General features: G+C 65.5%; 11 protein-coding genes. 3 read left to right on the forward strand and 8 right to left on the reverse strand.

Annotated features, from left to right (window positions below):
* Nucleotides 1–64 precede the first annotated feature (64 nt).
* On the forward strand, nucleotides 65–955 hold the full coding sequence (rarD, locus tag ACGLHR_RS02455) for an EamA family transporter RarD (RefSeq protein WP_267604834.1): 891 nt from the start codon (nucleotides 65–67) through the stop codon (nucleotides 953–955).
* A 242-nt stretch (nucleotides 956–1,197) separates the two neighbouring features.
* On the opposite strand, the gene ACGLHR_RS02460 is transcribed toward rarD, so the two are convergent.
* From ACGLHR_RS02460 to ACGLHR_RS02475, 4 genes are all read right to left on the reverse strand, one after another.
* Complete coding sequence (locus ACGLHR_RS02460; protein ID WP_400091639.1) at nucleotides 1,198–2,181, reverse strand: 2-dehydropantoate 2-reductase; 984 nt, start codon at nucleotides 2,179–2,181, stop codon at nucleotides 1,198–1,200.
* Nucleotides 2,182–2,227: 46 nt separating this feature from the next.
* Nucleotides 2,228–2,992, reverse strand: coding sequence for a class II aldolase/adducin family protein (locus ACGLHR_RS02465; protein WP_318233543.1), 765 nt, complete (start codon nucleotides 2,990–2,992; stop codon nucleotides 2,228–2,230).
* A gap of 211 nt (nucleotides 2,993–3,203) precedes the next feature.
* The gene (locus ACGLHR_RS02470) at nucleotides 3,204–4,172 is read right to left on the reverse strand and encodes a DUF2272 domain-containing protein (RefSeq protein WP_400091641.1); all 969 of its coding nucleotides are present in this window, start codon (nucleotides 4,170–4,172) and stop codon (nucleotides 3,204–3,206) included.
* A 238-nt stretch (nucleotides 4,173–4,410) separates the two neighbouring features.
* A complete protein-coding gene (locus ACGLHR_RS02475) occupies nucleotides 4,411–4,689 on the reverse strand; it encodes an HU family DNA-binding protein (protein ID WP_006162250.1) in 279 nt (92 codons plus the stop codon).
* Between the two features lie 1,432 nt (nucleotides 4,690–6,121).
* Between ACGLHR_RS02475 and ACGLHR_RS02480 the strand changes: the two genes are divergently transcribed.
* Complete coding sequence (locus tag ACGLHR_RS02480) at nucleotides 6,122–6,679, forward strand: SET domain-containing protein (RefSeq protein WP_400091642.1); 558 nt, start codon at nucleotides 6,122–6,124, stop codon at nucleotides 6,677–6,679.
* Between the two features lie 39 nt (nucleotides 6,680–6,718).
* Here ACGLHR_RS02480 and ACGLHR_RS02485 read toward each other — a convergent pair whose 3' ends face one another.
* The 4 genes from ACGLHR_RS02485 to phhA form a co-directional block, all read right to left on the reverse strand.
* The gene (locus ACGLHR_RS02485; protein ID WP_400091643.1) at nucleotides 6,719–8,341 is read right to left on the reverse strand and encodes a sensor histidine kinase; all 1,623 of its coding nucleotides are present in this window, start codon (nucleotides 8,339–8,341) and stop codon (nucleotides 6,719–6,721) included.
* Between the two features lie 25 nt (nucleotides 8,342–8,366).
* On the reverse strand, nucleotides 8,367–9,071 hold the full coding sequence (locus ACGLHR_RS02490) for a response regulator transcription factor (RefSeq protein WP_267604828.1): 705 nt from the start codon (nucleotides 9,069–9,071) through the stop codon (nucleotides 8,367–8,369).
* Between the two features lie 137 nt (nucleotides 9,072–9,208).
* Entirely contained in the window at nucleotides 9,209–9,526 is a 318-nt protein-coding gene (locus tag ACGLHR_RS02495) for a 4a-hydroxytetrahydrobiopterin dehydratase (protein ID WP_400091645.1), read from the reverse strand.
* A gap of 145 nt (nucleotides 9,527–9,671) precedes the next feature.
* Nucleotides 9,672–10,604, reverse strand: a complete 933-nt coding sequence (phhA, locus tag ACGLHR_RS02500) for a phenylalanine 4-monooxygenase (RefSeq protein ID WP_400091780.1) — start codon at nucleotides 10,602–10,604, stop codon at nucleotides 9,672–9,674.
* Between the two features lie 271 nt (nucleotides 10,605–10,875).
* On the opposite strand from phhA, the gene ACGLHR_RS02505 reads away from it, so the two are divergent.
* A complete protein-coding gene (locus tag ACGLHR_RS02505) occupies nucleotides 10,876–11,355 on the forward strand; it encodes an Lrp/AsnC family transcriptional regulator (protein WP_150987569.1) in 480 nt (159 codons plus the stop codon).
* The last annotated feature ends 69 nt before the right edge of the window (nucleotides 11,356–11,424 follow it).

Genomic DNA, 11,424 nt, shown 5'->3' on the forward strand with positions numbered 1-11,424 from the left:
ATAGCCCGTGCCCAGCACGGGCTTTTTTACGCCGGTAGAATCCCCCGATTCCTTAGGACTCTTCATGCAAACCGGCATCATCTACGCGCTGCTCGCCTACATCGTCTGGGGCTTGCTGCCGCTCTATATCAAATCCCTCCACGGCATCGCGCCAATGGAGATCCTGCTGCACCGCATGGTGTGGTCGCTGGTGTTCCTGGGGCTGGTGCTCACCTGGCGGCGCCACTGGGGCTGGCTGCGCGGAGTCTGGACCAATCCGCGCCTGCTGGCCGGCTTCGTTGCCAGTGCGCTGCTGCTGAGCGGCAACTGGTTTCTCTACATCTGGTCGGTATCGAACGGTCGGGTGGTGGACGCCAGCCTGGGCTACTTCATCAATCCGCTGTTCAACGTGCTGCTGGGCGTGCTGTTCCTGCATGAGCGGCTGCGTCCCGGCCAGTGGGCCTCCATTGCCCTGGCTGCGGCAGGCGTGGTCTGGCTGACCGTGGCCGCGGGCCAGTTGCCATGGATTGCGCTGGCGCTGGCCGCCACCTTCGGCGGCTATGGGCTGCTGCGCAAGACCGCCACGCTGGGCGCGCTGGAAGGCCTCTCGCTGGAGACCATGCTGCTGTTCCCGCTGGCGGCAAGCGCGCTGGCTTACCTGTTCGCGACGGGCCAAGCCGACTTTCCCGAGGTCGGCGGCGGGGTGCAGTTGCTAGCGCTGCTCGCCGGGCCGGTCACCGCCGTCCCCTTGCTGCTGTTCGCGGCCGGCGCGCGGCGTATCCCGCTGTCCTTGCTGGGGCTGCTGCAGTACACCGGCCCGACGCTGCAGCTGCTACTCGGCGTGTGGCTCTGGAACGAGCCGTTCCCAGCCAGCAAGCAGGTCGGCTTTGCGATGATCTGGATATCGCTGGCTGTCTATGCGATCGAGGGGATATGGGCGGGGCGCCAGCGGGCGAAGCTGGCGACGCAAGGATGAAGAAGGGGCCTCATTGAGGCCCCTTTATATTTACACCAACAATGAAATCTATTGTTGATTGCACGCAAACATTCTTCATACGAATTAATTTTGCCTCTTTGCAGCCATCCACCAAGCAAGCAATGCCTCAAGGCCTGGCGGTGCGCGGCAAAATCATTCTTACTATTTATCAATAGCCAAACAAACAAGATCAGTTGATTTATATGGAGAATAACAAAACCCTTTCACCCCGCCAAACCCGGTCAGTAAAGCCCACGCACCTGGGCATGTAGCCGTACCAACCCCAGCAGCGCATCGATGTTGGGGGTCGCGATCCCGACGTGCTCGCCAATTTCCCGCACCGATGCCACCAGTGCATCGATCTCCACCGGCCGCCCGGCCTCGGCATCCTGCAGCATCGAAGTCTTGAAGGCGCCCAGCTTGCGCGTGACCTGGCTGCGCTCTTCGCCGCTCTGCGCGATCGGGCAACCGATGACCGCACCGATCTTGCTGGCTTCTTCCATCACCGCCAGGCAGAAACGATTGACCAGCGGATCGTCGAGGATGCGGTCGCAGGTGGCGCCTGTCAGCACGGAGACCGGGTTCATCGTCATATTGCCCCACAGCTTGAACCAGATGTCCTGCTGGATCGCGACGCTGCGCTCGACCTCCAGGCCGCCGCTGGCGAGCAGGCTGGCCACTGCCTCGAGCTTGCCAGCTGCCATGGCCGTAGCGCCGCCCGCCGCGCCCAGGATCAGGCGCGCGCCGAAGCCGTGGCGCACCGTGGCCGGAGCCGGCGTGGAGGCGGTCAGGTGCACCACGCAGCCGATTACCTGTGCCGCCGGGATGGCGCGCGCAATGGCGCCTTGCGGATCCACGGCGCGCAGCGACAGGCCGGCATGCGGGCCGGGCCGCTCGAAGAACCACCAGGGCACGCCGTTCATCGCCGTCACCACCACCGTATCGGGGCCGATCAGCGGTCCGATGGTCTGCGCCAGTTGCGGCAGCGCCGGCGCTTTCACCGCCAGGATCACCACATCTTGCGTACCTAGCGCTGCGGGATCGCCCTGCGCGTGAACCGCGAACGTCTCGCTGCGCTCGCCCTCGATCAGGGTCAGGCCTTGCGAGCGCAGCGCCTCCAGCGTCTGGCCGCGCGCCAGTACGTTCAGCGCCTGGCCGGAACGGGCCAGGCGCGCGCCGATAAAGCCGCCGACGGCACCTGCGCCGACGATGCATAGGGATGTCATGACTGCCTGCTCCTGCTCGTTTATTCTTGCTATGAATCAATGTTGGCTATTCGCGATACGATTCATCGATACCATCAATTTCCCGGGTCAGTGCCGCGAACACATCTTCGCCCGCGCCGAACTTGGGATTGAACTGCAGCGAGTCGCGCGTGCACTTGCGCTGGATCTCCTCGGGCACCGGCAGCGCCGCCCCCATGGCCAGCGTGGCCAGCTGGATCTCGCACGCGCGGTTGAGCAGCCAGAGCGTGGAAAAGGTACGCGCAATGCTGTCGCCCCAGGCCAGCAAGCCATGGTTGCGCAGGATCACGGCGGGCTTGTCGCCGATATTGCGCACCAGGCGCGGCCCTTCGTCGTCGTGCACGGTGATGCCTTCAAACGGATGGTAGGCCACCTTGCCGAACAATTGCGCCGCGTAGAAGTTGCTCATCGACAGGCCCTGCGCCGAACAGGCGACCGCCATGCCGGCCGTGGTGTGCGTATGCATGACGCAGTGCGCGCCCGGGATGCCGGCGTGGATGGCGGCGTGCACGGTGAAGCCGGCCGGGTTGACCGGCCATCGGCTCTCGCCGATGACCTGCCCCGCCAGGTCGATCTTCACCAGGTTGGAGGCGGTCACCTCCGCGTAGCGCAGGCCGAAGGGATTGATCAGGAAGTGAGGACTACCGCCATCGCCCCCCGCCTCGGGCGGCAGGCGCAGCGTGATGTGGTTGTAGATCAGCTCGGTCCAGCCCAGCCGGTCGAAGATGCGGTAGCAGGCGGCGAGCTTGACGCGCGCCTCCCATTCCGCCGGGTGACAGTTGGCAATGGCCATGCAGGGTCTCCTCTCGGGTTGCTCGCCGCGTCGGTGCGCGCGCTTTCAGTGTGCGGTTCAGGTGGGGGCGGGCCATGATGCCGACACGGAGAGACCCCATGCCGACGCCCGATTAATTACCATGTTAATGATTTTGCGAGGCGGGTCAAGCCGGGGCTACCCGCGTACGGCGGCTTGGCACAGGGCAACCAGCAACGCCTCAGGTTCCGGCTCAGGGCAGCGTGTTGCGCATGATCAGCAGCCACGGCATGTGCGAGTTGGTGACGCCGTCGATCATGCCGGAGTCACCCAGCTCGATCAGCTCCATCGACACCGATTGCTGGACATTGCCGCCGATGGCCTTGACCAGGCGTGCCGCCGGGTCGACCTCGACCACGATGTCGCAATGCATGGGCGTGGTGCCAAAGCCGATCTCAGCGGCGCTGTCGAGGTACCTGTCGTGCCCGCGCGCGGCGCAGATCACATCGCCCGGGCGGGGCATGGCGGGCAACGGCTCGATGCGGAACGCCGGCGCGGGCAGGATGCCGTCGCGCGCGTCCACCACGTACATCGAGTGCGAATCGCCGGTCAGGAACTGGCGGTCGTCCAGGCCGGCCTTGCGCATCACCCAGGAAATGAACACGGCAGACCACGCCCAGTTGCCCTGGGTGACCTGGCGGCACGTGACGGCCTTGCCCACGATGGCCCAATAGCGCTGGGCGAGCTTGCAGCCCTGGGGCGTGGCCTCCATGCCGGTGCCGTCGGGAAAGTGCAGGCAGGCCGCCTCGCTGCTCTCCTCGTCCTCGCGGTCGGCGGACCGGTCCGCGGCATCCGTCCCATCCGCTTCGGGTCCGGCCACCGGCATGCCGGGCAATACGGGCGCCGGCAGCGGGCTGTCGGCCACGCACGCGGTGTCGTCGCGACCCAGGCGCACGGTCTGGCCACCCCAGCGCTGCCATTCCTGCCAGGCGATCTCAACGATGCGCTGACGCTGCGTGGCGCCGGGCGTTGTCACGGGCCTTTCCGTATCGGGCAGGGGGGTCGCCTGAGGCCGTGCGGGCGGGGAAGGCGTGGTGCAACCCGAGACCAGCGCGAGCGTCATCAGCAGGCTCAGGCCAAGCCGCCGTGCCTGTGGAAAATTTTGTGGGAAACGTTGTGAATAAAGCTGTGGAAATCTGCCGCGCGGCGAAGGAAGGTGCATGAGAGGCCTACTGGGCAGGACGCCCTAGACCCTTGTATTTACTGAGGGAAGGCGCCGATAGGGCACTATCTTATCGGGCTGGCGGAGGGTGCGGCGTATACCGCGAAGCGGCAGGATAACCGCGGGTCAAACACTGTGGATAACGCGCCCCGCCTGGCGCTCACCCATGCCATCAGGCAACCGGTGGCGGCACGGCGGGGTTGATCCAACGGGGCTGGCACGAGACCGCCCGCGGGACTCACTGGTTCACTGCGTCCTTGAACTTCTGGCCAGCCTTGAACTTGACGGTCTTGGCGGCTTCGACCTTGATTTCTTCGCCGGTGCGCGGGTTGCGCGCCATGCGTTCGCCACGCTCGCCCTGGCTGAAGGTGCCAAAGCCGATCAGGCTCAGGGTGTCGCCCTTGGCCACGGCTTCCATGATGGCGCCAAGCGTCACGTTCAGCGCTTGTTCTGCCTTGGCCTTGGTCAGGCCGTCCACGCCGGCCGCGATGGCGTCGATCAGTTCGGTTTTCGTCATGCTTCACTCCGTGTCGAGTTGATAAAACAAGGACGCCTGGCTGGGCCGGCGCACTTCGCACCGGCGTCGGCAAAGGCGCCGCGGGCCACATCATACCGTGTCGGGCCACGCCAACTGGGAACAGATTGTTACAGGGCATCCCGCTCCAGGCCGCGCTGGCTGGGGCTTTGTGGGGATTCGGGGGTGCAAGCCGAGCCTTCGCGAGCGTCAGGATGGGCCTCAGGCGAGTTAACGTACCCAGGTGTCCCAGAGGGCATCCACACCTGCAAAACGGCTCCAGAGGCCTTGTGGGCCCTTCCAGGGGCATTGCATTGCAATAGCGAAGCCTGGCGCGGGCAGGGCGAAATCCCTCAAATGCCGGGGCCTCCGGCAGATGCCAAAGGCAACTGGCCGCCGCGCAGCGCTATCCCTGCCCGCCAAGGGGCCTTACAGGCGCTGTGGGCGTTTCTTTCGCTGGAGCCGGGCCCGTGACCGCGTACCCATTGCAGCGCAGCAGCGAGGGCCGAGAGGCTGCCTGGGAGGGGTATGAACTATTGTGCATGGCGCCCATTGAGCAAGCGCGGCCGAAATTTCGAGGTTATTCGCGTCATGCATGCGCAGCCTTGGCCGTTAACGGTGCGCGTTTACGGCCAAGGCCGGTCGCCGGGCAGTGCGGACGTATACCGACCGCCGCGAAACGGCGCGTATACCTCGGCCACCCAGCACGAAGACCGTGCGTATACGCGCTTGTACGCGGTCTTCCCCGTCAAACATCCCTGACTGTACGGCGGTAAACCGTGCAGCGACCAGGAAATTCCTCTTGCTCAAAAAAGAAGCCACGCCTGAAGCGGCTTTTCAGCCCTTTATTTTTTGCGTGGTTCTCTTTGCTCGCCGATATCAGGACGTAGTCCTTTCTGTTTACTTCTTTCTTTAATGTATACAGATAGTAGTAGTAGGTAAACGGCTGCCTTTTCTGTGGATAACCCGGTAAACGCTTTTCAAATCAGTGGGTTGCAAGAAGCAGAAGTGGTCGGACCCGGTGTTGGCGGACGTGGATGACTTAGCCTTTTGGAGGAGGGGGTCGGGTGCAACCCTCCGACTTATGCCTGATGCATCCCCATGCCAACCCCAGGCAGCCCACATGAATTGCATGTCTTTATCCCCAGATTTTTGCCGGGTTATCCACAGACGGTCGGCGGGTTCGTGGTCGTATACGTAGCCACAGGTAGCCACAGAAGAGCTTCTTGAGGCTGTTTTCGATGATGGGTCTTCCCGTTAACCGGTGCGCCGTATACCTGGATCGACATATACGGGTTCAGGTGGGCCGCCCGTATACGCCTATTTGCCGGCAAGGGGATGCCGCAGCCAATATGGGCAGGTATCATCGCCATCGCGCCCGGGCGGCGCGCAGCCACGCAGGGTGGCAGGAAGGCGGACCAATACGGGATGGCACATGGCGGAACAGGCAGAGCAAGAGGAATTGAACCAGGAAGGGACTGACGCGAAAGACGCCGAGCGCGTCAAGAGCCCCAGGCAGGGCAAGCGCAAGACCGCGTCCGACCGCGTCGAAGTGCGCCGCTCGGGCGTGCATGGCAAGGGCGTCTATGCGAACGCGCCGATTGCCGAGGGCGAGCGCATCATCGAATACAAGGGCGAGCATATTTCGTGGAAGGAAGCGCTCAAGCGCCATCCGCACGATCCGGCGGATCCCAACCACACCTTCTACTTCAGCCTGGAAGACGGCAACGTGATCGACGCCAAGTTCGGCGGCAACCGCGCGCGCTGGATCAACCACGCCTGCGCGCCCAATTGCGAGGCACGCGAGAAGAAGGGGCGCGTGTTCATCCACGCGCTGCGCGACATCGCGGGCGGCGAGGAACTGTTCTACGATTATGGGCTGGTGATCGACGCGCGCTACACCAAGAAGCTCAAGAAGGAGTTCGAGTGCCGTTGCGGCAACCCGAAGTGCCGCGGCACCATGCTGGCGCCGAAGGACAAGAAAGCCAAGTAGGCGTCTTGCAAGGGGACGAGCTGCACGGCTTGTCCCGCCTCAGACGGTCCCGGCGGCCTCGCACGGGATGCGGATCACAAAGCGCATGCCGCGCGCCTCGGCCGCCTCCCCGGAGGCGGGCACATCTTCGATGCGGATGGTGCCGTGATGCAGGCCGATGATTTCATGCACGATGGCAAGGCCGAGGCCGGCGCCGCCGGGCGGTTGCGCCGGCACATTGGGCCCCGGCGTATGGTCGCCGCGGAAGAAGCGCTTGAAGACTTCCTCGCGGCGCGCCAGCGCAATGCCAGGCCCGTTGTCTTCCACCATCACCACCGCCATGCCGCGATGGCCGAGCGCCTCGCCGCCGGCGCGCACGGTGATGCGCCCGCCGGGCGGCACGTATTTCACGGCATTGTCGATCAGGTTGCTGAGCGCTTCGCGCATCAGCAGGCGGTTGCCGCGCACCGTAGAGGGCGCCGCGCCGGTAAAGGTGGGACCGGGCAAGGTCTCGAAGCCCAGGTCGATCTGGCGCGCGAGCGCCTGCGGCACCCACTCGGCGCCGGTCTCGAAGGCCAGCGTGGCTAGGTCGAAATGCTCGATCGGGCCCAGACGCTCCAGCGATAGCCCAGGCTCCGCGCGGGCCAGCGACAGCAACTGGTTGGACAGGCGCACCGCGCGGTCGGCTGCCGATTGCAGCTCGCGCAGCGCGTGGTCCGTCACCGCGGGATCCACCGATTGCACCGCACGGTCGGCATGCAGCTTGACGGCAGTGAGCGGCGTGCGCAGTTGGTGCGCGGCGTCGGCGATGAATTTGCGCTGCGCGTCGAGCGCATCGCGCAACCTGGCCAGCAGCGCGTTGAGCGCGCGGATCAGCGGCTCCACTTCGGCCGGTACCTGGGTTTCATCGAGCGGCGCCAGCGAGCGCGCGGTCTGGCGATTGAGCTTGTCGGTGAGGATCTGCAGCGGCACCAGCTCTTCCTTGAGTACGTGCGAGAGGATCAGGCTACCCACCACCAGCAGCAGGATCAGCGGCACCGAGACCGACAGCAGGATCTCGTTGGCGGCAGTCTCGCGCCGGTCCAGCAGCTCGGCCACTTCCACCACGATGGGCCCGCGCGGGGCGCGTCCGGCCTCGCTGGTGGCCAGTTCATCCGAGGCCGGGCTGGGCAGGTTGACCGGCAGGCGCACGGCGCGCACCTGGCGCCCGCTGAACCAGGCATAGAAGAGCCGCGCATCGTGCAGCGAAGTCTGCCCGGTGCCGTAGCCCAGCCAGGTGTCCATGCCGCCGATCAGCCCGTCGGGGCCGTGGATGCGCCAGTAGATGCGGTCGGTGCCTTCGGCCTCGACCAGCGTCTGCGCGATCATCGGGATGTCTTGCTCCAGCCGGGGGCCCGCAATGCGGATCTGCTGCGCGATATTGTTGGCCACGCCGTACAGGGCGCGGTCGAATACCTGTGTGGTGTAGTGCGCCGCCAGCCAGTAGGAGAGCGAGCCGCTGGTCAGCACCAGCGCGAACAGCGGCGTGGCCAGCGCGCGCAGCAAGTGCACGCGCAGGCTTTGCGTGGAGGCCGAGCGCGCGGATGGCGTTGCCGCGGCGGTTGCGACCGTCTTGCCGGATACACCGCTGGCGGCGTCGGTCAGGGCCTTGGGAGGCTGGGGAGGACGTGGGCGCAGCCACATGGCGGGCTTCTCCCTGGGCGCGGCGTCAGGTGCCGGCGCGGATCTGCAACAGGTAGCCGAAGCCGCGCACGGTCACGATCTCTACGTCGCATTCTTCGAGCTTCTTGCGTACGCGGTGCACGTAGACTTCGATGGCGGTATCGCCAACCGTGTCCCCGCCTTCTCCCGCGGGATGCGCGAAAGTGGCGAGATGGTCCTGCAGCTGTGCCTTGCTGACCACGCGGCCCTGGCGCTGCAGCAACAACTCCAGCACGGCGAATTCGCGCGGCGAGAGTTCCAGCGGCTTGCCGTCGATGAACATGCGGCGATCGTTGCCCGACAGGCGCAGCCGTCCGAGCCGCACGTCGCGCTCGGGCGCGGCCTCGCCGTGCTGGCTGCGGCGCAGCAAGACGCGCACGCGCGCCTCCAGCTCGGGCAGGGCGAAGGGCTTGACCAGGTAGTCGTCGGCGCCGGCGTTCAGGCCGGAGAGCTTGTCTTCGAGCTCGTCGCGCGCGGTCAGGATGATGACCGGCGTGGTGCGGTTGCGGGCGCGGTAGCGCGCCAGCAGTGTCATGCCGTCGATGCCGGGCAATCCCAGGTCGAGGATCACCAGGTCGTGTTGTTCGCGCAGCAGGTGCTCGGTGGCGTAGACGCCGTCATGCACCACGCGCACCTGATGGCCGGCTTGGGACAGGCCGGCTTCGACGCCACTGGCGATCTGACGGTCGTCCTCGATCAGAAGGATACGCATGGTGGCAGGCTGGGAGGCTCGAAAGGGGTCGGGAAAGTGACGAATGCAACAAACGGTCAGCCACCGATTGTACAGCGCAGGGCCGCTTGCGTCCTTTCGGTTTGCCTACAGTCTCCCGGGTAGGCGCAGGCGCGCGCTCAGGCCTTGGACAGCGACGCGGCGGCGCGCTCCATGAAGGCGGCCAGGTCGGTATCGCGCCGGGTCAGGCCGTTGGCGTCATGGGTGGACAGGGTGACGTCGACCCGGTTGTAGACGTTGAACCACTCCGGATGGTGGTCGGCCTTTTCCGCGGCCAGCGCCACGCGCGTCATGAAGGCGAAGGCGGCGTTGAAGTCGGCAAAGGTAAAGCGCTTGTGGATCGCATCGCGGTCATCGACGGTGCTCCAGCCGGGCAGGCCGGCCAGCAGCGGTGCACGTTCTTCAAGCGTTAGGGGCACGACAGGCGCAGGGGACATGATGGGCTCGATGGTCGAAAAGGAAGTTGGCAAACGGGAATACCAGCCCGCCCGCTCAGCTTTCCGGCCATTGCGACGTGCATGGCGGCGGGGGCGGAGCGGGCATGCCGATATTGTTTCACAAAGCGCGCGCGGGGCGCCGGAGTCAGACGTCGTCGCTGTCGGCCCAGCCTTCGCGCGAGCCGCGATGCAGCACGAGGTCGGATTGCCCCACGTCGCCCGCGCCAAGCGTGGGCTGTGCGCGCAGTTCCTCATAGAGCGGCGCGAAGTCGGGGCGGGTGGCGTCGAACAGCTGGTCGAAGCTGTCGATCACGAAGTACGTCTTCTGGAACGTGTCGATGCGGTAGCGCGTGCGCATGATGCGCCGCACATCGAAGCCGATGCGGTTGGGGCTGGCCGAGTCCAAGCTGTAGATCGATTCCCCCTGGCTCGACAGGATGCCTGCGCCGTAGATGCGCAGGCCCCCCGGCGTGCGGATCAGGCCGAATTCCACGGTGTACCAGTACAGCCGCGCCAGCATGTCGAGCGCGCCCAGCGAGGCGGCCTTGAGCCCGCCCTTGCCGTAGGCTTCCATGTAGTTGGCAAAGACCGGGTTGATCAGCAGCGGCACATGGCCGAACACATCGTGGAAGCAGTCGGGCTCCTGCAGGTAATCGAGCTGCTCAGGCTTGCGCATCCACCAGCTGGCGGGAAAGCGGCGGTTGGCCAGGTGCTCGAAGAACACGGCATCCGGCACCAGGCCGGGCACCGCCACCACCTGCCAGCCGGTGGCGCGCATCAGGGTTTCATTGAGCTGGTCGAAGCTGGGCACGCGGTCGCGCTCCATGCCCAGCGTGGCCAGGCCTTGCAGGAATTCATCGCAGACGCGGCCGCGCAGCATCGAGGCCTGGCGGTCGTAGAGCTTGGCCCACACCGCGTGGTCCGTCTCCGTATAGCGGTCCAGCGGCTGCGCGATGGTGAAATCGGGGCGCAGCTCCTGGCCGGACAGCAGGCCGGCGTCGAATTGTTCCTTGAGCTTGTCGGTCAAGGTGCCGGCAAAGCTGGCCTGGGCGTCCCCAGCCTGGGTGGCGGTAGCCATTGCGTCCATGATGTTTTATCTCCTGCAGATTACCGCACAGTTTAGCGAGGAGATGACGTAAATGGCCCGCAAATACGGCTTGGTTTCGTCAGGAGATGCATCAAGCACGCAGAAATTTGGTATTGTATGCGGGAAATATGCGTGGGTGCGCTGCTAGCGACAATCGGCGTGCCGCAAGGCGGCGGTGGGGGTAGCATTCTTCCCGCCAGGCGTAGTGCACAACAAGAAGCGATTCCGACTCGACCATCGCGACCAACGCGACCGAAGCGACATGACCATGATCAACCTCGACCCATTCGACCTCGCGCTGCTGGCGGCATTGCAGACCGACGGCCGCTCCACCCACCAGCAGCTCGCCGAGCGCATTCATCTTTCACCCAGCCAGATCGGGCGGCGGCTCGCGCGGCTCGAGGCCGACGGTGTGATCACCGGCTACCGCGTGGTGCTGTCGCCGCCATCGCTCGGGCTTGGCGTGCTGGTGTTCACCAGCGTCAAGCTGGCCCACCACGGCGACACCATCGTCGAGCGCTTCCGCGAGGACATCCTGCTGCTGGAAGAAGTGCAGGAGTGCTACTCCGTGGCGGGCGAGGCCGACTACCTGCTGCGCATCATGGTGCCCGACCTGCCGACGCTGGCCGAATTCACGATGAAGAAGCTCATGCGCGTGCCGGGCGTGGAGAGCGTGCGTTCCAACATCGTGCTGACCGCGCTCAAGCGCGACGGGCCGTTGCCGCTGTCGCATTTGCGCTAGCCAGCGAGCCTCTCGCCGCGCGCGCGGACTTGCGCTTGCCATCGGCGCATGTCACCCTCGCCGGGTGCC

It is taken from the genome of Cupriavidus sp. CuC1 (genome assembly GCF_044627735.1).
GTDB classification, from domain to species: domain Bacteria; phylum Pseudomonadota; class Gammaproteobacteria; order Burkholderiales; family Burkholderiaceae; genus Cupriavidus; species Cupriavidus ulmosensis.

What these genes read in the sequence shown, in the direction of transcription:
- ACGLHR_RS02470 (WP_400091641.1), bottom strand. Translation starts at nt 4,172, where the DNA reads ATGCACCTTCCTTCGCCGCGCGGCAGATTTCCACAGCTTTATTCACAA.
- ACGLHR_RS02495 (WP_400091645.1), bottom strand. Translation starts at nt 9,526, where the DNA reads ATGTCCCCTGCGCCTGTCGTGCCCCTAACGCTTGAAGAACGTGCACCG.
- ACGLHR_RS02465 (WP_318233543.1), bottom strand. Translation starts at nt 2,992, where the DNA reads ATGGCCATTGCCAACTGTCACCCGGCGGAATGGGAGGCGCGCGTCAAG.
- ACGLHR_RS02480 (WP_400091642.1), top strand. Translation starts at nt 6,122, where the DNA reads ATGGCGGAACAGGCAGAGCAAGAGGAATTGAACCAGGAAGGGACTGAC.
- ACGLHR_RS02505 (WP_150987569.1), top strand. Translation starts at nt 10,876, where the DNA reads ATGACCATGATCAACCTCGACCCATTCGACCTCGCGCTGCTGGCGGCA.
- phhA (WP_400091780.1), bottom strand. Translation starts at nt 10,604, where the DNA reads ATGGCTACCGCCACCCAGGCTGGGGACGCCCAGGCCAGCTTTGCCGGC.
- rarD (WP_267604834.1), top strand. Translation starts at nt 65, where the DNA reads ATGCAAACCGGCATCATCTACGCGCTGCTCGCCTACATCGTCTGGGGC.
- ACGLHR_RS02490 (WP_267604828.1), bottom strand. Translation starts at nt 9,071, where the DNA reads ATGCGTATCCTTCTGATCGAGGACGACCGTCAGATCGCCAGTGGCGTC.
- ACGLHR_RS02485 (WP_400091643.1), bottom strand. Translation starts at nt 8,341, where the DNA reads ATGTGGCTGCGCCCACGTCCTCCCCAGCCTCCCAAGGCCCTGACCGAC.
- ACGLHR_RS02475 (WP_006162250.1), bottom strand. Translation starts at nt 4,689, where the DNA reads ATGACGAAAACCGAACTGATCGACGCCATCGCGGCCGGCGTGGACGGC.
- ACGLHR_RS02460 (WP_400091639.1), bottom strand. Translation starts at nt 2,181, where the DNA reads ATGACATCCCTATGCATCGTCGGCGCAGGTGCCGTCGGCGGCTTTATC.